At 66.1% G+C, this 22112-nt stretch carries 20 protein-coding genes; 2 read left to right on the forward strand and 18 right to left on the reverse strand.

The genetic code is table 11. The annotated features are described in order from the left end of the window. Positions 1-83: 83 nt before the first annotated feature. Both tal and tkt read right to left on the reverse strand, forming a co-directional pair. Positions 84-1187: a transaldolase gene (gene tal / locus DSM100688_RS01865; RefSeq protein ID WP_033492192.1), complete on the reverse strand. Its 1104-nt coding sequence runs from the start codon at positions 1185-1187 to the stop codon at positions 84-86. A 100-nt stretch (positions 1188-1287) separates the two neighbouring features. Further along, entirely contained in the window at positions 1288-3390 is a 2103-nt protein-coding gene (gene tkt / locus DSM100688_RS01870) for a transketolase (protein WP_152357456.1), read from the reverse strand. 378 nt (positions 3391-3768) lie between these two features. Between tkt and hrcA the strand changes: the two genes are divergently transcribed. After that, positions 3769-4905: a heat-inducible transcriptional repressor HrcA gene (hrcA, locus tag DSM100688_RS01875; protein ID WP_152357457.1), complete on the forward strand. Its 1137-nt coding sequence runs from the start codon at positions 3769-3771 to the stop codon at positions 4903-4905. Between the two features lie 51 nt (positions 4906-4956). Beyond that, a complete protein-coding gene (dnaJ, locus tag DSM100688_RS01880) occupies positions 4957-6108 on the forward strand; it encodes a molecular chaperone DnaJ (RefSeq protein WP_152357458.1) in 1152 nt (383 codons plus the stop codon). Between the two features lie 217 nt (positions 6109-6325). Here dnaJ and DSM100688_RS01885 read toward each other — a convergent pair whose 3' ends face one another. The 16 genes from DSM100688_RS01885 to DSM100688_RS11860 all read right to left on the reverse strand — a co-directional run bounded on the left by DSM100688_RS01885 (position 6326) and on the right by DSM100688_RS11860 (position 22103). Next, positions 6326-6610 carry a holin gene (locus DSM100688_RS01885; protein ID WP_152357459.1) on the reverse strand — a complete coding sequence of 95 codons (285 nt, stop codon included), beginning with the start codon at positions 6608-6610 and terminating at the stop codon, positions 6326-6328. 103 nt (positions 6611-6713) lie between these two features. Next, positions 6714-7739, reverse strand: a complete 1026-nt coding sequence (locus DSM100688_RS01890) for a GH25 family lysozyme (protein ID WP_152357460.1) — start codon at positions 7737-7739, stop codon at positions 6714-6716. A gap of 79 nt (positions 7740-7818) precedes the next feature. Further along, positions 7819-8238, reverse strand: coding sequence for a hypothetical protein (locus DSM100688_RS01895; RefSeq protein WP_152357461.1), 420 nt, complete (start codon positions 8236-8238; stop codon positions 7819-7821). A gap of 68 nt (positions 8239-8306) precedes the next feature. Next, the gene (locus DSM100688_RS01900) at positions 8307-8714 is read right to left on the reverse strand and encodes a hypothetical protein (protein ID WP_152357462.1); all 408 of its coding nucleotides are present in this window, start codon (positions 8712-8714) and stop codon (positions 8307-8309) included. 116 nt (positions 8715-8830) lie between these two features. After that, on the reverse strand, positions 8831-9193 hold the full coding sequence (locus DSM100688_RS01905; protein WP_152357463.1) for a hypothetical protein: 363 nt from the start codon (positions 9191-9193) through the stop codon (positions 8831-8833). Then, positions 9190-9726, reverse strand: a complete 537-nt coding sequence (locus DSM100688_RS01910; RefSeq protein ID WP_152357464.1) for a hypothetical protein — start codon at positions 9724-9726, stop codon at positions 9190-9192. Before DSM100688_RS01910 ends, DSM100688_RS01905 begins: the two co-directional genes overlap by 4 nt. Before the next feature lie 42 nt (positions 9727-9768). Then, positions 9769-10182, reverse strand: coding sequence for a hypothetical protein (locus DSM100688_RS01915; RefSeq protein ID WP_152357465.1), 414 nt, complete (start codon positions 10180-10182; stop codon positions 9769-9771). 98 nt (positions 10183-10280) lie between these two features. Beyond that, positions 10281-10835 (reverse strand): hypothetical protein, encoded by a 555-nt coding sequence (locus tag DSM100688_RS01920; RefSeq protein ID WP_152357466.1) that lies wholly within the window; start codon positions 10833-10835, stop codon positions 10281-10283. A 3-nt stretch (positions 10836-10838) separates the two neighbouring features. Next, positions 10839-11606 carry a hypothetical protein gene (locus tag DSM100688_RS01925; RefSeq protein WP_152357467.1) on the reverse strand — a complete coding sequence of 256 codons (768 nt, stop codon included), beginning with the start codon at positions 11604-11606 and terminating at the stop codon, positions 10839-10841. Continuing rightward, positions 11603-12031: a PRTRC system protein E gene (locus DSM100688_RS01930; protein WP_152357468.1), complete on the reverse strand. Its 429-nt coding sequence runs from the start codon at positions 12029-12031 to the stop codon at positions 11603-11605. Before DSM100688_RS01930 ends, DSM100688_RS01925 begins: the two co-directional genes overlap by 4 nt. Further along, positions 12031-12351: a hypothetical protein gene (locus DSM100688_RS01935; protein ID WP_152357469.1), complete on the reverse strand. Its 321-nt coding sequence runs from the start codon at positions 12349-12351 to the stop codon at positions 12031-12033. The genes DSM100688_RS01930 and DSM100688_RS01935 overlap by 1 nt, the downstream gene beginning before the upstream one ends. A gap of 27 nt (positions 12352-12378) precedes the next feature. Next, positions 12379-15912 carry a hypothetical protein gene (locus DSM100688_RS01940; RefSeq protein WP_152357470.1) on the reverse strand — a complete coding sequence of 1178 codons (3534 nt, stop codon included), beginning with the start codon at positions 15910-15912 and terminating at the stop codon, positions 12379-12381. A gap of 20 nt (positions 15913-15932) precedes the next feature. Beyond that, positions 15933-17147 (reverse strand): hypothetical protein, encoded by a 1215-nt coding sequence (locus tag DSM100688_RS01945; protein ID WP_152357471.1) that lies wholly within the window; start codon positions 17145-17147, stop codon positions 15933-15935. Further along, entirely contained in the window at positions 17144-18064 is a 921-nt protein-coding gene (locus DSM100688_RS01950) for a hypothetical protein (protein ID WP_152357472.1), read from the reverse strand. Before DSM100688_RS01950 ends, DSM100688_RS01945 begins: the two co-directional genes overlap by 4 nt. Before the next feature lie 11 nt (positions 18065-18075). Beyond that, positions 18076-18957 carry a hypothetical protein gene (locus DSM100688_RS01955; RefSeq protein ID WP_152357473.1) on the reverse strand — a complete coding sequence of 294 codons (882 nt, stop codon included), beginning with the start codon at positions 18955-18957 and terminating at the stop codon, positions 18076-18078. Beyond that, positions 18954-22103 carry a phage tail family protein gene (locus DSM100688_RS11860; protein WP_204316615.1) on the reverse strand — a complete coding sequence of 1050 codons (3150 nt, stop codon included), beginning with the start codon at positions 22101-22103 and terminating at the stop codon, positions 18954-18956. The genes DSM100688_RS01955 and DSM100688_RS11860 overlap by 4 nt, the downstream gene beginning before the upstream one ends. Positions 22104-22112: the final 9 nt, after the last annotated feature.

Below are 22112 nucleotides of genomic sequence, written 5' to 3' on the forward strand. Positions count from 1 at the left end.
CGAAAAGCTCCCGATCCGCGAGACGACGCGGATCGGGAGCTTTTCTCCGGGTTTACCTAGTCAGCGATGAATGCCGAAGGCAATCAGCCGTTGACGCGGTCGATGCCGGACTGCACGTCGGCGATGACCGAATCCCAGGACTTGATGAAGGCGGCGACGCCGTCGGCCTCGAGCTTGTCGGTGACGGCCTTGAAGTCGATGCCCAGCTCGGCGAGCTTGTTGATGATGGCGTGGGACTCCTCGTAGGTGCCCTCGATGGACGGGGCGCCGTTGCCGTGATCGGCCAGAGCGTTCAGGGTCTTCTCCGGCATGGTGTTGACGATGTGCTTCGCGACGAGCTCATCGACGTACTTGCAGTCGGAGTAGGCCGGGTTCTTGGTGCCGGTGGAGGCCCACAGCGGACGCTGGACCTTGGCGCCCTTGGCGGCCAGGTCGGCCCAGCGCGGATCCTCGGCGAACTTCTTCTCGAACAGCTCGTAGGCGAGGCGAGCGTTGGCGACGGCGGCCTTGCCCTCAAGGGCCTTGGCCTCGTCGGTGCCGATCTCCTCGAGCTTCTTGTCGACCGCGGTGTCCACGCGGGAGACGAAGAAGGAGGCGACGGAGCCGATGTGCTTGAGGTCGTGGCCGTTGGCGGCGGCCTGGGCGATGCCCTCGATGTAGGCGTCGATGACCTGCTCGTAGCGCTCGAGCGAGAAGATCAGGGTGACGTTGACGGAGATGCCCTTGGCCAAGGTGGCGGTGATGGCCGGCAGGCCCTCGAGGGTCGCCGGGATCTTGATCATCGCGTTCGGACGGTTGACCTTCTCCCACAGCTCGACGGCCTGCTTCTCGGTGGCTTCGGTCTCGTGGGCGAGGCGCGGGTCCACCTCGATGGAGACACGGCCGTCGACGAAGTCGGTCTTCTCGGCGATCTCACGGAAGATGTCGGTGGCGTTGCGCACATCGGTGGTGGTGAGCTCGCGGATGGCGGTCTCGACATCGACCTTGCCGAGCTCCTTGAGCTGCTCGTCGTACGGACCGACCTGGCTCAGGGCCTTCTGGAAGATGGACGGGTTGGTGGTGACACCGACCACGTTCTTGTTGGCGATGAGGTCCTGCAGGGAGCCGGACTCGATGCGGGAGCGGGACAGGTCGTCCAGCCAGATGGACACGCCGTTGTCGGACGTACGCTGAGTTGCTTCAGTCATATTGTTTTCTCCTTGATACCTTATTGGATCAAATCTTTGTGGTGTAGGGGAGGAACCCTTCGCATTTGGCGAGGTTCCCTCCCGAACCGTCTGACGGGAATCAGGCGTTGGCCTCGGCGATGGACGCCTCGGCGGCCTCGACCACGTGCTCGGCGGTGATGCCGAGGTCGATCATGTTCTGCGCGCCGTTGCCCTGCAGGCCGAACTGCTCGATGGAGACCGGCTTGCCGTAGGAGCCGAGGTACTTGTACCACGGCATGGCCACACCGGCCTCGACGGAGACACGGGCCTTGACGGAAGCCGGAAGCACGGCCTCCTTGTACTCGGCGTCCTGCTCCTCGAACCATTCCATGGACGGGAAGGAGACCACGCGGGCCTTGACGCCCTTGTCGGCGAGGGTCTTGGCGGCGGCCACGGCCCACTGGACCTCGGAACCGGAGGCCATGATGATGACGTCCGGGGTGCCCTCGGTGTCGACGAGCACGTAGGCGCCCTTCTTGACACCGTCCTTGGCCTTGGCGGCGGTCTCGGCGAGCGTCGGCACGCCCTGACGGGTCAGGACCATCGCGGTCGGCAGCGTGTTCTTCTTCTCGAAGAAGTAGCGGTAGGCCTCGGCGGTCTCGAAGGCGTCGGCCGGGCGGACGACCTCGAGCTGCGGGATCGCGCGGAAGGAGGCCAGATGCTCGATCGGCTGGTGGGTCGGGCCATCCTCGCCGACGGCGACGGAGTCGTGGGACCAGATGTACAGGTTCGGGATCTCCATGAGGGCGGCCAGACGGACGGCGGCGCGCTCGTAGTCGGAGAACATGAAGAAGGTACCGCCGAACGGACGGGTGTAGGAGCCCAGCAGGATGCCGTTGGTGATGCAGCCCATGGTGAACTCGCGCACGCCGAAGTGCAGCTGACGGCCGAACTCGTTGCACACCGGCCACTGCTTGGTGGCGCACTCCGCCGGGGCGAAGGTGGCGGCACCCTTGAGGTCGGTCTTGTTGGAGCCGCCGAGGTCGGCGGAGCCGCCCCACAGTTCCGGCATGACGGCCGCGATGGCGTTGAGGACGGAGCCGGAGGCGCCACGGGTGGCGACGCCCTTGCCGACCTCGAAGGTGGCCTCGAGATCATCGAGGGCCTTGTCGAAGCCTTCCGGCAGCTTGCCTTCCTTCAGACGGTCGTACAGGGCGGCCTTGTCCGGGTTGGCCTTGCGCCATGCCTCGAACTTCTCGTCCCAGGCCTTGTGGGCCTCGAGACCGCGGTCGGCGACCTTGCGGGCGTGGGCGAGGGCCTCCTCGTCGATCTGGAAGGACTGCTCCGGATCGTAGCCGAGGACCTTCTTGAGGCCGGCGACGGCCTCGGCGCCCAGCTTGGAGCCGTGCGAGGACGGATCGTTGGTCTTGCCCGGGGTCGGCCACGCGATGAGGGTGTCGACCTTGATGAGCTTCGGCTGGTCCGGGGCGGCGGCCTCGGCCTTGGCGATCACGTCGGCCAGACCCTCGACGTCCTCCTTGTAGGAGCCGTCGGGCTGGACGAAGCTGAACTCGTCGGTGTACCAGCCGTAGGCCTGGAAGCGCTTGAGCACGTCCTCGGCCAGCACCAGATTGGTGTCGCCTTCGATCTGGATGCGGTTGGCGTCGAAGATCACGGTGATGTTGCCGAGCTTCTGGTTGGCGGCCAGGGAGGCGGCCTCGCCGGAGATGCCTTCCTCGATGTCGCCTTCACCGCAGATGACCCAGATCTTGTGGTAGAACGGGGAGTCTTCCTTCGGGGTCTCCGGGTCGAGCAGGCCGCGCTGGAAACGCTCGCCGTAGGCGAAGCCGATGGCCGAGGCGAAGCCCTGGCCCAGCGGGCCGGTGGTCATTTCGATGCCCGGGGTCAGGCCGTACTCCGGGTGGCCCGGGGTGTGGGTGTCCGCGCCGCCGCGGAAGTGCTTGAGATCGTCCAGGGTCAGGCCGTAGCCGGAGAAGTACAGCTGGACGTACTGGGTGAGGGAGGCGTGGCCACCGGAAAGGATGAAGCGATCGCGACCTTCCCACTTGGGGTCGTTCGGATCATGCTTGATGAAGTGCTGGTAGAGAGTGTAGGCGATCGGCGCCAGCGAGACGGGGGAACCGGGGTGGCCGCTTCCTGCCTTCTCGACCGCATCAGCCGAAAGGACCTTGGCCATCTTGATGGCGCGCTCGTCCAGTTCGGTTTCCTTGAATTCGGTCATGTCTGTAATTTTCCTTCCAATACTTCGGGCACCACGCGCCCGGCTTATGCCGGGTCATGCGTACCCTCACATTGCTCTTACATAGTAACCGCGTGAACCGACTTCACGGTGCGATTTTGGCGTGTTTTTGTGACGTTGTGTGCTGTTAGCGTTCACAATGAACGTAAACGATACGTTGCGTGAACAAACGCACAACACGGCGTAACCGCAGTCCTCCGTAGCCGTGTCGCGACGGGGTGCAGGGTGGTGAACGAAACGAATACTCTGAGAACGAACGCATTAGCACTCGACACGCGCGAGTGCTAATACAATAGTCACCGAACATCCCGAACGGGACCATTCGTATCACGTACCCATCACGTACATAAGGAGGCGCGTATGACGCAGTCACGTCGCATGCTGGTGCTGCGCGCCGTGGTCGAGGATTACATCCGTTCGCAGGAGCCGATCGGCTCGTCGGCGCTCACCAAAACACATGACCTCGGCGTCAGCTCGGCGACGGTCCGTAACGATATGGCCGCACTCGAGGACGAGGGTTACCTGATTCAGCCGCATACCTCCGCGGGCCGCATCCCGACGGAAAAGGGGTACCGCTATTTCGTGGACCGGCTGGCCACCGTCATGCCGCTGTCCACGGCCCAACGCAACGGCATCGCCACGTTTCTGTCCGGATCGGTGAGCCTGCAGGACACCCTGCAGCGCGCCGCCCGACTGCTCGCGCAGATCACCGGCCAGATCGCGGTCGTCGCATCGCCGGCGCTGTCCAAGGCCACGTTGCGGCACGTCGAAATCGTGCCGGTCGGCATGACCATGCTGCTCGCCGTCGTCATCACCGACACCGGACGCGTCGCCCAGCACACGCTCGCCGTACGCACGATGCCGGCCACGGACGACTTGTCGCGATTCTGCGATGCGGTCAACCGCGAGTGCTCGGCGCAGTCGTTCACGACGGCCGCCGAACGGGTGCGCGCCCTCGCCGACATTCCGCAGTGGCGTGAGACGGCCGCCGTGGCGGAGGCCCTGGCCGGCGCGTTCGAAGGCATGGCCGACGACGACCGCGCCAGCGAGCTGTACATGGCCGGCGCATCCAAACTGGCGCACCAGCGCACGGCCGCCGATCTGGCGCCGCTGTTCGATGCGCTCGAGGAACAGGTCGTGCTCATGCGCCTGATGAGCAACCTGAGCGAAGAGGCCGACCACGACGGCGTGGGCGTCGCCATCGGTTCGGAGACCCACACGCCCGGACTGCTGCACGCCTCCGTGGTGACCAGCGGGTACGGGCAGTCGCCGCAGAGGACGGACGGCGGTGATCCGACCGCTGACCGTGCGGATCATGCGGATAGCGACGGCGAATCGGACATCGTGACGACGCGCGGCGGGGGTACGCCCGTCGCCTTCGTCGGATCGATCGGACCGACGCACATGGACTACGCCGCGACCATCGCGGCGGTGCGCGCGGTGGCGCGCTACCTGACCGTCTCCCTCGCGCAGGGCGGCGATCCGGACGACGGCTGACCCAGCCTTATGGCACAATAACTCGCGACCAACAGAATAAAAGGACGGACAGTGGCAGACTACTACGAGGTGCTCGGCATCGAGCGCACGGCGACCGAGGACGAGATCAAGAAGGCCTATCGCAAGATGAGCCGCAAATACCATCCCGACATCGCCGGCCAGGAATTCGAGGAGAAATTCAAGGAGGTCAACAGCGCGTACGAGGTGCTGTCCGACCCCGACAAGCGCCGCATGTACGATTCGGGCGTCGACCCGAACGATCCGAACGCCGGCGCCGGCGGATTCCCGGGCGGCTTCTCCGGCATGGGAGACATGGGCGACATCTTCGGCCAGTTCTTCGGCGGGGCGTTCGGCGGCGGGCAGGGCCCCACGCCGCGCACCCAGCCCGGCCGCGACGCGCTGGCATCCACGTCCATCGATCTCAAGACCGCCGTGTTCGGTGGCACCGCTCACGTCAAGATCAACACATTTGGCCTGTGCCAGCAGTGCAGCGGATCGGGCGCGCAGAACGGCTCGCAGCCCGTCACCTGCCCGCAGTGCCACGGCCAGGGATTCACGCAGAAGGTCGTGCGCACGATGCTCGGCCAGATGATGACCTCCGCCCCGTGCGACCGCTGCGAAGGTCATGGCACGATCATCGAGAATCCGTGCCCGGCGTGCCTCGGCCACGGCCGCGTACGCACCACGCGCTCCGTGGGCGTGACGATCCCGGCCGGCATCGGCGACAACACCCGTCTGCGCCTCGCCAACCAGGGCGAGGTCGGCGAAGGCGGCGGCGCGGCCGGCGACCTCTACATCGACGTGCGCATCAAGCCCGACAAGCAGTTCACCCGCGAGGGCGACGACCTGCACTGCTGGGTGCAGGTACCGATGAGTTGGGCGGTGCTCGGCCACGACCTCGACATCGAGACGTTCGACGGCCCGCGCACCGTGACCATTCCCGAAGGATGTCAGCAGGAGGACACGGTCACGCTCAAGGGCCTCGGCGTGGCGCGCATGCGCCAGGCGGGGGAGCGCGGTGATCTCATCGCCCACGTGGCGGTGCGCGTGCCCACCAAGCTCAGCGAGCGCGAACGCCGGCTCATGGAGGAGTTCGCCGACCTGCACGACGGCGACGCCTCCCACGTGGCGCAAAGCGCCAAGCCCGCGGCCGGCGGACGTGGCAAGGGCTTCTTCTCGAAGCTCAAGGACGCACTGAGCTGAGAACATGTTGGGAAATGGCCGCTTTGCCTTACGGGAGTAGGGTTGAGCGGCTTTTTCCTATTTCGGGGAATTACGTCGGATTACGCTGTTTTTCGAAAAAATGTGGGCAAAATGTGGGCAAAATGTGGGCACGGAATCGGCCCAGAAACCATTGCCATATAACGCGAAAAGGCCGCCCGCATCTCCCATGATAGGGGAGTGCGGGCGGCCTTGTCGTCTACTGGTTGGCGATGGTGGCGATGTCCTTGCCGTCGGCGACCTCGGGGATGCCGGCCACGCTGGTCAGCAGCGAGAGCACCGCGGACAGACCGGCGGTGCCGGCGATGATGCGCCAGTCCACCTGTCCGATCGTGATCGCGCTGGTGCCGACCGCCGCGACCGCGGACTGGGCCGCGGTCTTGACCGCGCGCACCGCGGCGGCCTTGACCCACAGGATCAGGTTCTCCGCCTCCCGCTGGTCGATGAGGTCGTCGAGGTCGGGCTTGCCGTCGTTCTTGGTCATGGTCAGGCCTCCTTGTCGTTGGTGGTGGATGTCTGGCTGATCCGTGTGGTCTTGTCCGGTGTGATGCCGGGCGCAGACTGGGCGGAATAGAGTGTGACGGCCATTACTGCTCCTTCATGGCGTTGAGTTTTTCGGCGACGCGGTCGGCGATGAGGTCGAGCTGCGTGTCCGAGAGGGTGACGGTGTCGGGCAGGTCGGTCGCGTCGTCCGGGATGCCGGTCAAACGCTTGAGCAGGAGCGTGATCCGGTAGACGCGCTTGTCGAGCCACGACTGGGTCAGGTCCGGGACAGAGGTCGTGTCGTCGTCGGGGATGCCGGTGAAGCGTTTGAGGGACTGGAGGAGGCGGTAAACGCGCTTGTCGTTGCGCTCCACGCTGGTCTTGATCTCCCTGGTCGTGGTACGCGTGGTGTTGGCCGCGGTGTCGATGCCGATGATCCTGTCCCTGAGTTTGACGCCGTTGAGGTCGATGTTGACGACCGCCTCGGCGATCTGCTGGATGTCCTGTTTGGTTACCATGTCGTTGTCTCCTTTCGCGAGCCGCGTCCACTCGTCGCGGTCTCCATAGAACTTGTCGAGATCGAGGTCGCCGTTCCAGCCGGACAGCCGTCCGGTGCCTGAATACTGGCGCATGACGCACGAATATGCGCCCTCGTTCCATGGGCTGTCTTGGTAGCCCGTCTGCTGCATGCTTGCGTATTGGGCGATCCAGAGCGGGCAGTGCGCACGCACGTCGCCGGGGATCTGGCCAATCGCCGAGGCCTGCACGTACACGAGCGGCCACACGCCGGTCCGGTCGTGCACGCGGGTGACGAACCGGCGCACCCAGCCGCCGTCCCCCCATGCCTTGTTGCTGCCGGATTCCCAGTCGAGGACGAGGATCGCGCGGCTGATCCAATCGCCGGCCACGGCGAGGTAATGGTCGGCCTCCATGACGGGATCCGCTCCGGTCGCGTAATGGTACGTGCCGACGAGCCGGCCCGCGGCCGCGGCTCGGGCGAGGAACCCCTGCATGGTCGGATCCGCGAATCCGACGCCCTCGGACGCCTTCGCGATCACGAAGTCCGACGGGACGGCGGCGGTATCGAGCCCGGCCTGCCAGTTGCTGATGTCGATGCCTTGCAAAGCCATTCATTCTCCTTTCCACCCGGATCCCCCGGGCATGAGAAAAGCCCGGAGGCGTCGTGCCTTCGGACTGTTTGCTGTTTGGTTATTGCTGGTATGTCCAGTCGCATTCGGCCTCGCGGCGCAGGTAGTCGCGGTGCAAGGCCTCGTACCGGGCGTGCCCGTGCCCGTTGCCGCCGAGCGCGATGTACTCCTTGCCTGCCTCGAGCTGGCGCTCGTGCTGGGTGCGCGAGCGGGTGTGGTTGAACAGTTCGATGCGCAGCACATCGAGACGCAGCGCCCTGCGGTCGCGTTCGCTGGCCTCCAATCGCTCGTAGTCGCGGTCGAGCTTGGCCTGCAGGTCGCGGATGGTGCCCGAGTCGGCCAACGCGCGGTCGAGGTCGCTTCGGGTGAGCGTGTCGCTCATCCTGTCGATGCGGCGCAGCGCCCATCCGGCGACCGTGCCGCCGCACGTGGTGATCACGGCGATCAGGATGGTCGCCCACACGGGAATGGAATCGGTCAACGCATGATCCTCCTTGAATGTTGTGGGTATGGGAACGCCCCGGCCGGCGTGGGCCGGGGCGTGTGGTGTCAGGCGAGTCTGTCGAGTCTGGGGCGGATCGTCACGTCGAACGCGGTGGGGGTGCGGATCACGATCTGCAACGGATAATTGCCGCCCTTCAGCGCGAATTGCGGGTTGGCGTTCGTGGCGAGCTTGTCGGCCGTGCCGCTTGGGAACTCGTTGGGCGCGGATAGTTGCACGTATGTCTGGTCCGGCATGGGTGCCGGCAGGCTGTTCGCGAGAGTGTACGTGCCGGCCGGCAGGCTGACCAGACCGCATCTGAGCACGCAGTACCGGTCCTGTCCCGCGACGGGGGTGATTTTGCCGGCGACGTGGATCGCACGCCCCTTATCCGTGAGCGTGGCGGTGACCTCGTCGGCGGCCGGGCCGATCTTCTCGATGCCGGTGATGGCGGGCAGCCACGGGACCACGCTCACCGGCACGTCGAGCGTGACGCCTCCCGCGCTGATCGTGACCAGGGTCGCGCCTTCCGTGAGGCCGCGGACGCTAGCCCCCCCCTAAATGTCTGCGTCATGATTGTGTCTCCTTGCGTTTAGCTGATCCTGTAGAGTCGTGGGGTGACGACGGCGTCGTAGTCGGCGGGGTCCCGGCTGGTGTTGGCGATGCGCGGGTACACGCTTCGCGTGTCGTCCGGCGGGATCGTGAAGCCCTTGCCCGCGCCCGTGTATTCCACGGTGCTGTCCGGTTTCATGAACTTGGCCTGTATCTTCAACGGGCCCGTGCCGTCGATCTCGCCGCCGAGGTAGTACGTGCCGGGGTCGAGTTCTACTTGTTTGGCGAACTCGAACCAGCCGGAGGCGGTGGCGTTGCTCTTGACCGTGTACGAGCCGTTCCCGACCGGCGTGCACGTCACGCCACTGCGCGTCGTCTCGCCGAGCGCGGGCCACAGGTTCACCGGCTCATACCCCCCCCAATCGCTTCCACGTTGTCGGGGCGCATCCATTCGGCCGGCGTGCCGCCGAGATTGAGGATGGGCTTGAACGAGGGAAGGTCGACCGGCGTGTCGGGCGTGTAGTTGTCGCCGGCGAGCAGGCGCAGGACGATGTGGGTGGCGTCCTCGGGTATGGGCGCGCTCTTGCCGCCGGTGAGGATCGGCGGATGCCCGCCGGACGCCAGATCGAACGTGACGTACGAGTACAGGCCGGCGTTGTCGGCCCACACGCTCGAGTACGTGACCGTCTTGCCCTTGAGACCGTCGGGGACGGTCACGGCCCATTCGAGGCCGTGGTGGCGTTCTGCGACGCTGCCGGTGACATGCAACGAGCCGTCGGGGTTCACCGTGGCGGTCAATCCGTCGCCGGTGCCGGGCCCGTACGAGAGCAGGTTACGGCTTCTGACCGTGACGGGCGTGTCGGTGGTGATGCCTCCGGCCTTGACCGTCAGCCGTGTGGTGCCTCGTGTCTTGCCGGTGAGTGTTATCGTCCCCATGCGGGGCCTCCTTGCGATGATGATGGAAGCCCCGCATGGGGCTTAGTTGTTGTTGGCTGGCGGCTGCCAGTTGTGCGCGGTGCCGCCGGATTCGAGCATCGGATGCAGCGTGTGATCGACGGTCACACCTCCGTTGACGCCGACCACGGTCGCATACGTCCAGTCGTCGCCCTCGACCGTGAAGGTACGCGACGCCACATCGGGCGTCAGCGTCTCGTACCAGTACTTGACGCTCGTGCTGCGCATCGACACGAACACGAGCGAACCGGCGGGCTGGTCGTGGCAGGAGAGCGTGTACGTTCCGGCCGGCAGCGGCTTGTACACGTCGTTCGCGGGGTAGAAGTCGACGCGGTAGTCCGGCCCGTCGCCGCGCGTGTTCGTGCCCGTCAGTCGGATGCCCTTGTCGGGTTCGATGGAGCATGCGACCCCGTACGCGGAGCGCGCTTCGGGCTGCATCCACAGGTTGACGGGAGCCGGCAGCGAGGTGACGGGGATCTCCGTTGTGAGCGTTCCGGTTTGGATGCTGATCGTGGTCGTGCCGGCCGCGAGGGCGGTCAGCCTACACCGCCCCCCCCTACTGCTTGGATGGTTGCGATGGCGGGGTCCTTGATGGTGGCGGTGAACTCCTGGCTGGCGGTCGCGGGCAGGATCTGCACGCTGATCTGCACGGGGTCGTCGCCGACACGCGTCTCGATGCTCGTGGGCGTGACCTTGATGGATTCGGGCGCGTACGCGCATGTAATCGACAACGCCGCGCTCGTGAAGCCTCCGATGGTCGCGGTGATGAGCGCCGTGCCCCCGTGCTTCCACGTGACGGTGTTGCCGCTGACGGTCGCCACGCTCGTGTCGAGCGACTTGAACGTCACGTCCTTCGAGGTGAGCAGGTCACCGACATGCCCGTCCGCATACGTGGCACGCGCGGCGAGTTTGACCGTGCCGTTGATCGCGAGGCTCTTCGGCGGCGCGCCGCCGTTCTCGGCGAGGATTGCGATCGACGTGACCGTGTCCCTGTCGAGCGGCCACAGGAGCCGGCCGGCGGCGTACGCGTTGTACCGGTGGCCGCCGACCATGGGCTTGCCGACGAGTTGGCCGTTGTACATGACCGGCATGGCTCACTCCTCTTCGGTTTCGGGGATGACGGTGGGGGTGTCCGGCTGGGCGGCCGCGATCTCGTCGGACTTCGCCATGGCCGCGGACTCCACGCCCGCGACGAGCTCGTCCATGCGCAGGGTCGCGCTCACGGCGTGCTCGTCCACGGACGCGGTGTGCAGGCTGATCTGCGCGGCCGCGTCCTCGCCCAATGCGGTCACGTCCGACACCGTCGACTCCACCGACGCGCGCAACGCGCTGGCCTTCGCTGCCTCGGTCTTCGCGTCCTCGCCCGCCTGGTAGACCGCCGCCAGCGCGGCCGACGCGGACTGCGCGGCCGTGGTCTCGTCGAACCAGTAGACGAAGGAGGCCGGATACTGGTTCGACATCTCCTCGGCCTCCGCCATGCCGGCCGCGAACCGGTACTCGGCCACATGCCCGCCGGTCATGTCCACGGGGACGAAGCTCGTCGGGTCCACGTCGGTCAGGTCCGCGTACTCCACCTGCGTCGTGCTGTCGGGCACCTGCACGTAGCGCGAATAGGACACGTCTCGTCCTCCGACCGTGTAGATCTCCGTGACCATCCATACGAACGCGCCGTCGGTCGCGGCGAGCTGGACGGTCACGTCGCCCTTCTGGTCGAGCCCGACCTCGAACGGCGAGGGGATGAGCAGGTGCTTCTCCTTGTCGAAATGACGCGACGCCGGGGAGAACAAGAGACGGCCGACCGCCGGCTGCTCCCCGTTCTCCGCGTTGTCCGCGAACCGCGCCTGAATGTGAACGCTCGTCATGATTCCTCCTTGCTATGGGTGCCGATGGTCTCGGGCGCGATGTCGGGCCGCAGATCGTCTGGCAGGCTCGGTTTGGGATGCGATGCGATCCAGTCCGGCTCCGCGATCTCGCAGAAGTCCTGCAGCCAGTGGAACAGGCGGCGTGTGTACGCGGTTGCCTTGAAGTACTTCTCCTGCACCTCTTCGAGGTGCTTGATCTGTCTGGCCTGGTAGTCGACGTGCTCGCGCAGGTCGTCCACGGTCGCGCCCAGCGTCTCGCGGACCTTGCTCGCGGCCTCGGCCGCGATGTTGTCGATGTCGGCCTCGGTCTTGTTACGGGTCGACCACGCGCCGATCAGGCCGCCGAGACCGCCGCCGCCGACGAGCGCGAGGATCAACGCGGTCCAGAACTCGGTGCTGGCGAATAATTGCTGCAATGGCGGCATCACACCGCTCCTTCCGTGGTCTGGCCGGAGCGCCATGTGATGATCTCGGTGATTTGCGGGAGGTCCTTGGCGGGGATGTCGCGGCCGAGGCGGGTGGTCATGTCCGTGAACGTGACCGTGTCCGCGTCCGTGGATGTGAAGTCGCATCGCAGCTGCTTGCCGTAGTCGCACCAGGTCTGCGCGGTGCCGTCGTCCGAGTGGTCGAACTGCAGGCCGAGGCGGAGCATCTGGTGCAGGATCCCGCCGGCCGGCGGGCGCAGGTCGAGCGCTCCCGCCACGCCCGCGTCGGTGTCGTCGGTGGTGTTGGTTGTGTCGGTCATGGGTCTGGCTCCTTTGCTTGGTATGGGTCATTGGGGTATGGTCAGCCCGTCGAGCGCGACCCAGTCGCACACGACGGACACGACCACGTCGGTGGTCTTCGCGGGTATGTACACGTTGATCGGGGTGAGCTGGTTGTTCTTCCATCCCCAGCACACGAAGTTGCGGTTGTCGGGGCGGGCCGTCAGCCAGAACTCGCCCGTGTTCCGGTTGACGCGCGCGTCGGCCTTGGCGGCCTTGACGCGGCCGCGGAAGCATATCAGCCCGCCGCGGTACGTGTAGCCCACGTCGGTGACCCGGGTCACGTCGCCCGACAGCGCCAGGGCGTTCCATCCGGTCTGCCAGCGTTGGGTCGGTTCGCTGCTGATCATCGGGTACAGGTTCACGCCGAAGTGGTCGGAGTCGTCTCGCGTGCATCCCATGGACAGCTTGCCGTCGATGTCGGAGATCTCCAGCGTGTTGCCGCCGGCCCTGAACACGTCCTTGCCGTTGGCGGTTTTGACGTGGAAGTAGCCGTCCGAGCCGACGAGCGTGCTGTACCCGGTCCACGCGCCGTTCTGGATCCTGCCGACCCTGACTCCGTCAGCGGTCATCTTGATGCACGTCTCCAACGCGCCGACCCGGTTCTGCGCGTTCGTCGCGTTCGTGTTCGCGGTGGACGCCGTCTTCGCGGCGTTGTCCGCGCCGGTCTTCGCCGTGTTCGCGGTGGATTGGGCCGCGGCCACGTTCGCGTCGAGGGTCTTGAAGTGCGCGGTCCAGCTGGTCGAGTTCTGCTCGATCGTGCCGACGCGCTGCTCGAGCCTGCCGTTCGCGGTGGTCACGTCCTGCACGCTGGCGGTGATCCTGTCCTTCTCGGCCTTGAAGTCGGCCTTCGTGGTGTAGGTCGCGGCGGCGTCCGTGTTGCTGACGTACGTCTGCTTGACGGTGAGCCTGAACCCCTCGAGCGACTGGCTGAGCTCGCTCGCGCGTTCGAGCGCGCCGTCGGCCGACGTCTGGGCCTTTTTGAGGTCGGTCACGTCGGTCACGCTCACGTTGTCGATGCCGATGTTCCAGGTCATGTCCTCGGTCGCGGCCGGGCCGGTCAGGAAAGCGATCGTGGTGAGCACGCGTCCCGCGGGCAGGGTCAGGTCCACGGCGTACGACGTCCACCCGTACGTCGTGGCGCACGACACGAGCTCGCGCCACTCGTACCACGATCCCTTGTCGTCCTTGAGGGTCACGCCGTACTTCAGCGCGCACGCGACCGCGCTGGCGGCCTCGAACCTGACGCGCATCGTGCGCTGCCGGTTCTCGGCCTTCATGCGCTTGTCGAGCCCGGTCTGGGTCAGGAAGAACGTCTTGTCGCCCACGCCCGCGACCGTGCCGGTCTTCTGCCATTGCACGAGGTTGCCGTGCGCGCTCGACCCCCATCCGCCCGCGTTGATCGTGGAGTGCCGGTGGCCCCATGACGCGAACCCGTTCATGAACCCGCCGTCGAGCACGGCCTCGCCCGTGCCCGACGCCAGCGCGTCGACGGTCGCGTTGGTCTGCGTGATCGTCGAGGTGAGCGTGTCCGCGGTCTGCTGGAGCGTGCTGATGGTCGCGGCCTGCCCGTCGATCGTCTTCGCCTGCTCCTCGATCCTCGAGGTCAGGCTCCTCGACGTCTGGGTCAGCTCGCTTTTCGTCGCGTACGAGGTCAGGCCGTCCTTGGTCGCGTACGTGTCCGCGACCGACTGCTTGAACCCGTCGATGGTCTGCTCGAGACGTGTCTGGCGGGCGAGCGCGTCGGTCTTCGTCTCGTACGATTGGGCCACGGTCTGCCTGAACCCGTCGAGCGACTGCTCGCTCCTGGCGACGCGGGTGACGGCGTCGTCGGCCGCGGCCTGGGCCTTGCGCGCGTCGGTCGCGTCGGTCACGCTCAGGAGCGTGTAGTACCAGCCGTCGAGGTTGCCGGCCGTCGTGGTGCCGTCGACCTGCAGCCACAGGCGGGGGTCCTCGTCGAGGCCCTGGGGGATCGTCTGGTACGCCTCGTACAGGCGCCACGTGCCGGCGGGCAGGTCGAGCGTGGCCTTGAACGCCGTGACCCATCTGCCCGCGCCGTCGACGGCGCCGGCGTAGCCGAGCCCGGTCGTGGTCTTGGCGGCCGTGGTGCGCGCGATCCACGCGGCGATCCGGTAGGTGCGGCCGCGTCTGAGCCTGACCGCGCACGTCTGGTCTCGGCCGGTCGGGTGGCCCGTGGTCGCGGCCGGCGCGCCTGCGGGGGCGCCGGTGGCGGACAGGAGCATGTTCGAGCCCCATTGGTCGAGGTTGCCGAGGGTCTTGTCGAGGTAGGGGTCGAGGACCAGGTCGCCGCCGGCCGCGGCGGCCGCGTCGGTCCTGCGCGCGTTCTGCGTGATCGTCGTGGCGAGCGTGTCCGTGGTCTGTTTGAGCGTGCTGATGGTCGTGGCCTGCCCTTTGAGCGTGTCGGCCTGTTCCTTGACCGTGGAGGTCAGGCCCTCCGCGGTCAGTTCGACCTGCGTGGACTTCGCCATCGCGCCGTCGGCGGTCCTGGCGACCGCGTCCACGCGCGCGCCGATCGACTCGGCCGTCGCCGTCAGCTCGCTTTTCGCGCTGTAGGTCTTGGACGCGTCCGTCTTGGACACGTACTCCTTCTCGACGGTCTGTCTGAACGCGTCGACGCTCTGCTGGAGGTCGCTGTGCTTCTTGAGGCTGTCCGTCTTGGTCTCGTAGTCCGCCGCGACCGACGAGCGCAGCGACTCGGCCGTCTGCGTGAGCTCGCTTTTCGTCGTGTACGTCTTGGACGCGTCCGATTTGGACACGTACTCCTTCTCGACGGTGGCCTTGAACCCGTCGGCGGTCTGCTGCGCGGCGGTCGCCTTCGACAATGCGTCGGACGCGGTCCTCGCGGTCTGGGACACGGTCGATTCCAGCCCGTTCGCGGTCAGCTCGACCTTCGATACCCGGTCGAGCGTCGCCTGCTGCTCGCTGTAATGGGATTCGACGGTCGCGGACAGTGCCGTGACCGTCTGCCTGACCTCGCTCGACGCGCTCACGGCCGCGTCCGCGTTCCTCGCGACGCCGTCCAGGCGCACGCCCTGGTCCGTGACGGTCCTCTTCACGTCCGTGATCGACGTGGCGAGCTCGTCGGCCTTACCGGCGATCTCGCCGGCCTTCGCGTCCGCGGCGTCGGCCGCGGCCTTGGCCTCGCCGGCCTTGGCCTCGGCCTGCGCGGCCGCGTCCTTCGCGGACTGGACGGCCGTCTGCGCGTCCCTGCGCACCTGCTCGACGCTTTCGACGGCCTGGTCCGCCCTCGCCTTCGCGTCGTCCGCGGCCGCGGCGGCGTCCTCGCGCACCTTCTCGATGCGTTGGACGGCCTCGTCGGCCTTTTTGCGCAGCTCGTCGCGGTCGGCCTCGAGCTGCGAGGTCACGTCGTCCAGGCTCGCGCCCGTGTCGGTCACCACGTTGCCCGCGGGGATGTCGCCCGGCACGGCCGTCTGATGCAACGACGCGCGGCCGTACGCGTTCAGGGCGACGCGCAGGGGGATCTCCCGGTCGGGGTAGACGATGATGTCGTGCGAAGGCAAGACGCACCTCCTAAACGTGTTTAGAGCATGGGATCGGCCATCACGTCGAACGTGAGCTGTGCCTTGCCGGATTCGTCGCCGTCCATCTGCATGAGACGGGTGATGTACATGCCGTCCGCGAGCGTGGGGAACCCGTTGGCCCACAGGTGGACGCGTTCTCCGGTATGGAAGCTGCCCGGCGGATGCAATAGGTGGCCGGCCTGGTCTCGGTCGGTGAAATAGACGCTGCCCTTGATCTGCATGATGGGCGCGTCCAAGCCGGCGAGACGGCCGGCCGCGGCCCGTTGCAGCAGGCTCGTGTCGTCGATGTCGTTGTCGGATTCGACTGCCTCCCGCAGCGGCCACGGGTCCGTCTGTTGCACGAGCGTCAGGTTCTCGCTCATCGCGCATTTCATCTTGTCGCCCGCGCCGGCACCGGTCATGTACACGCGGTGCGTGGGGCCGGCGTGGTCGATCGACAGGTCCTCGATCGTGCCGCCCAACGGGCTGTAGTGGAATTCGACGACGCTGGACTGTTCGAGGTAGACGTCTGCATCGGACGCGGCGAGGAAGTCCCAGCGGAAATGCGAGCCGTCGCTCAGCTTCGGCCGGAACTGGCAGTCCGGTCCGTTCTCCAAGTTGGTCAGACGGGTCAGGAAGCTTTTGAAGTCGAGGTTCTGGATGTCGTACCCGTGGTAGTCGCGGTTCTCCGTACCCCGTTCGCCCAAGTAGTTCCAGTCGATGGGCAGGATCCCGCCGGCCTTGCCGCCGGTGACGCGAGCGCCGAACTCGGCCGCCAGCCCGCGCCGCGACAGACCCCGGTAGCTGATCACGCTGCTTGTGGTGCCCTTCGCGGCCGTGCCGAACCGGCGTTCGTCGATCAGGTACCGGTCCGCGAGCAGCGACAGGGGACTCGCCAGCGTGAAGCTCGTGTCGGACGCGGTGTCGGTGCGCGGCGTGATCGACCCGCCCACGATCGGCGTGCCGATCTCCGACGGATCATCGGCCGTTTTCCAGCACAGCATGATCGACCGTTTGTCGGGACACAGCAGATCCGCGCGAGCAGCCGCCGAGCGGGCGGGCACCGCACCCCACGGCAGCCTCAAACCGGTCGCGTCCTGCTCGCCCGCGTTCTTGTCACGCGTGGTCGCCATCGCCGAATCGGACACGCTTACCGACCAGCTGAAGCTCGGCAGATCGATCGGGCAGCGGATCAGACCGGTCATCGTGTCGAACACGTAGGCGCGCCAGCTCACTTCGCCGCTCCCATGTCACGCAGACGGAACACACGGCCCACGTATTTGTCATCGCCCATGTCGTGGTTTGACTGGACGCCATAGTGTGCCACGTAGTCGGTGCCGGCCTGTTTGAACATGACGAGCTCGTACGTGTGCCAGCCGGCGCTCACGGTGGCCTCGGTGCCGAACTCGTACGTTACCCAGTTCTCCGTGTATTCGATCTTGCGGCTCGTATACAGTTTCCCGTCGATGAGGAAACGGCAGGTCGCCACTCCTGACTGGTTCTTACCCTTCTCAGGCGTGCTGATGCACATGAACACCTTCAATTCCACGTTGCGGTCCGTGGGGAAGAACCAGGATTGTTTCGCGAAGCTGCCGCGATTCGTGTTGGACACCGTTCCGTCGATGTTCTCCGCCCATCGGAACTGGACGCCCATGGAGGCGCCGTGCACGAGTGCATACCTCAAATCGCCGGCGGCGGTGGCGCTCTGCGTGTTGCGGGCGCCTGCCGGCAGTCTCATGTATCCGACTGCGGTCGCACCCTCCGGCAACGCGGGCACTACGGGTGACGAGCTCGGCGTGCCCTGCGTGACGCCCAATACCACATGATTGTCCGTATCGGAATCGGAATGGGCCATGACCCAGATCGCGTCGATTCGCGGATTCGTGCCGTCGCCGACGCCCACTTCCGGCGTCAGCGCGGCATCCCACCAAGCGACGCTCATACCATCCTGCCCATTACGCTGGCATACGGCCGCGCCCTCCGCGACTGCGTACCTCATGTCCGTGCGTCCTGTCACGGTGCCTCCGGACAGGATGCCCGTGGATTGCCATTCGCGTTCGATGATCTTGCGCAATACGCGCGCGGTAGTGCCTTCGCCGGCCGCGTTCTGCGCGACACCGAACGCCGTCGTGCCCAAATCGGTCGTAGCCATTTCCAGTCTCCTTACATGTATGTGTCGCGGCAGAGCACGCTCACTCCCGCGTTCACGCCGCCCGCGCTCAGCAACGTGCACTGCAGTTCCCCGAACGGGGGCACCGTGGGGAAATCGCGCTTCGCGAGGTACTGGCTCACGTCCACGCCGTCCAGCGTGGCCGTGCGCGCCCTCGAGTCCAATACGACGGGGTGCCCGACCTGCACCGATCCCGTGTAGGTCAGGGACCGATCGCCGTTGAACACGAGGGCGACGCCGTTGGGCCAATCCCCGCCCAACGTGTACACGGGATAGGCGCGCGAACTTCCGGCGTTCGATATCACGCAACGATTCGACGCGTCCGGATTCCGCTCCCCGTATCGCAGGGGGAACACGAGCCCCTTGCTGATCTCCGCGAAGTACATGCCGCCGTCCGCGCGCAGCGCGGGCGACAGCATGTACCGGCACGGACTCCACCCCAGCCGTTCCGGACGCGGGCATACAAGCGTGGTACGGCAGTCCACGGCGAGACGGTCGTGACGTTTCGCGTCGATCGTGTGCGTGGCGTACCCCTCCACGTATGTATCCATGTCCGCGTCGACCACGCGCAGTTTGACCAACCGGTGCGCGGTCTGCGTGACGGCCATGAGATAGTCGAGCGTTTCGGCCCGGCCGGTGTCCGACGTAATGGACCAGTACATGGTGACGGTGCGTGCCGCATACAGGATGTCCTGCTCGTCGATGTCATGCGCGCCGTCTCCCTGACCTCGTTCCGTCATGCTCACCTTCGCGTCCGGCGTCCCGTACCACCCTTCGATGCCGTCGGGGGAGAGCAGGAGGCCCGCGCCGCGTGCGGAGCCCTCGAACTGTATCGTGTCGTCGTCGGTAACGAGCTGCGCATAGTAGACGCTCATCGGGTTCCCGCCTCCCTCATCGCGTTGCGGTACAGGATGCTCGCGGCCGTATGCAGATCCTCATCGGCGCGGATCACCTTGATCGGCATGTTCTGCGTCACGTTCACGACCTTGCCCGGCATACTGCGAGAGACGGGCGAATACCCGGAGCGATCCACGCCGTTCATGCCGTACGCGTAATTGAATGCCACGCCGGGCTTGAGGGTCGAGCTCAAACGGTCCATGCGCTTGCGCACGAACGCCGTCGAGTCGGCGATGCCCAATCCCATGCCTTTGCCGATCATGAGACCGACCTGGTCGCGGAACACTCGCGATGGCGAATGGATGTGGAGCACGCTTTTGGCCCAGTCGAGCACGCTGCTGCCGAGACCGCTGATCGTGTCCCTGAGCCATCCCATCGCGCCGCCGACGCCCTCGATGAGACCGCTGATGATCTGCCGGCCGGTGTCGTACAGCCATGTTCCCGCGCCGCTGACCGCGCCGAGCACGACACCACGGATACGGCCGACCGTGTTTGCGACGTTCTGGATGCCGTTGGACACGGCTCGCGTGATGCCGTTCCAGATGCCGGAGAGGAACGAGCTTACACCCGACCACACGGACCGCCATACGCCGCTGATCACGTTCAGCACGCTGCGGATCACACCGCTCACGGCGTTGACCGCCGTGGCCACGACGGAACGTATCGCGTTCCACACTCCGACGGCGAACGAACCGACCGCACTCCACACGCTCACCCAAACGCCGCGGATCACTCCGAGCGTTTCGGAGATCACGCCGGAGACGGCGATGATAGCCGCGCCGATGGCTGTTTTGATCGCGTTCCACACGGCCGATGCGAACGAGCCGACCGAAGTCCACACGTTCTCCCATACGTTTTTGATGCCTTGCAACACGTTGCCGATGAAGTCGGCGATGGCCTGCACGATCGGCTTGAGGAAGCCGCTGATCGCGTCCCACGCGGTCACGGCCACCGAGGAGATGCCGTTCCATATCGTGACCAGCACGGCCGCCAGCACGATGAACACGTTCTTGATGAACTCGCCGATTCCGGTGACGATCGGCATGAGGAACCCTCTGATAGCGGTCCACACGCTCGTGAAGGCGTTCGAAATGGTCGTAAGAATGCCGGTGAAGAACGATACGACGCCGTTCCATGCATCCTGTATGCCGCCGGTGATAGACGCCCACAGGTCGGTGAGGAACCGGCTCACGTCGTCCCATGCCGACGTGACGCCATCGGACATCGACTGCCACAGGCCTGTGAACCAGTCGGACAGCCCCTGCCACAGACCTTTGGCCGTGTCCACAATCGAGCTCCACGTATCCGACAGCCACGACGTGAACGAGCTCCATGCCTTGCGGCCGGTCTCGGTCTGGGTGAAGAACCATGCGAGTCCGGCGACGACCGCGGCGATCGCGGCTGCGATCAGTCCCCATGGGCCGAGGCCCAAGGCGGTGGACAGGCCCTTGATGCCGCCGCCCGCGAGTTTCGCGGCCTTCTGCAGGCCGCCGATTTTACCTGCGATCTTGCCGAGGTTGGACAGCAGGCCGCCGGCCTTCGGGTCGAGCAGGCCGATCGCGTCGGAGATGGACGAGAACACTCCGTCGCCGGATTTGACCGCGTCGAATGCGATGGACGCGGCCGCTTCGAGATCCTTGAACGTCTTGACGCCCGAGGACACCGACTGGCCGATCTTGAGCGTCGCGAACGCGCCGCCCAGACCGGCGACGATCGACGTGACGAGAGCGCCGTTGTCAAGGAACCATTTCAAGGCGTTGGCCGTGAGCTTGACCGCGTTCGCGAACACGGTCAGGTCGATCTTGGCGAGACCGGCCAACGCGTCGACGAGCGGCTGCACCCAGCCGGACGCGGATTGACCAAGGCCGGACAGCTTCTCCCTGACGGTGTTCCATAGGTCGATGACCGCGTCACGCGCCTTGAGGATCGCGTCGACGAGCGGCGAATCCTCCTCCACGTCGAACGCGTTGCGCAGCGCTCCGGTGAAGTCGCCGTTCATGATCAGGTCACGAAGACCGGTGAACGCGTCGCCCACCCATGAGACGGCCGCCTTGACGCGGGTCTTCATGTCGTTCAACGTCCCGCCGACCGATTCGACGGCCTGACGCATCGGTTCGGGCAGTTGCTGCGCCACGCTGCCCACCGCGTCCATGATGCCGGGCACGAGCCCCCTGGCGATCTGGATGACGCGTGGCACGACGTTCTTGACGACCGTGACGGCCGACGTGACCAGTTCGGACGTGAGCCCCGTCATGTCGGCGTTGTCCTTGCCGAGCTCCGCGAGCCAGTTGCCCCACGCGGCCTTCATCGACCCGACGGAACCCTCGATGGTGGTCGCGGCCTCCTTGGCGGTGGTGCCGCTGATGTCGAGTTTTTTCTGCACTCGGCTGATGGCCTCGACCACGTCCGCGAACGAGTCGATCGACAGGTCGTTGCCCTGCTTCATGACCGCGGGCAGCTTGTTCGCGTCGGAGATGAGCCTCTTCATCTCCTCCTGTGTGCCGCCATACCCCAGTTTGAGGTTGTCGAGCATCGTGTAGTTCTGCTTCGCGAACCCCTGATACGCCCATTGCAGGCTTTCGAGGTCGGTGCCCATCTTGTTGGCGTTGTCCGCCATGTCCACGAGCGCCTGGTTGCCCATTCTGGCGGCCTCGGCGGTGTTCCCGCCGAGCGAGCTGACCAATGAGGCGGCGAAGCTCGTGACCTGGTTCATGTAGTCGTTCGCGGAGACGCCCGCGGTCCGGTACGCCTGGGCGGCGTACTCCTGCACGGTCTTGGACGCGTCCTTGAACAGCGTGTCGACGCCGCCGACGGCCTGCTCCCATGTGGCGTACGCATCCAACGCGCTCTTGCCGATCATCCCGATCGCGGGTATCGCGGCCGCGCTTGCCGCCAGACCGGCCTTGCCGATGCCGGCAAGCACCTTGCCCGCGCCGGACGCGATCTTCGACACTGCGCCGCCGAGCGTGGACGACAGACGGCCGGCGAAACCGTTACCGGCCGCCTCGCCGGCTCTCTGGCCGGTCGTTTTCGCCGGCCCTTCGAACGCGGCCTCGATCGCGCGGCCGACGCCCTTCATGCTGGGCACGATCGCCACGTACGCCTGCGCGAGCTGGTATGCCATCAGCGGTGC

The organism is Bifidobacterium ramosum (assembly GCF_009299505.1).
Classification (GTDB): domain Bacteria; phylum Actinomycetota; class Actinomycetes; order Actinomycetales; family Bifidobacteriaceae; genus Bifidobacterium; species Bifidobacterium ramosum.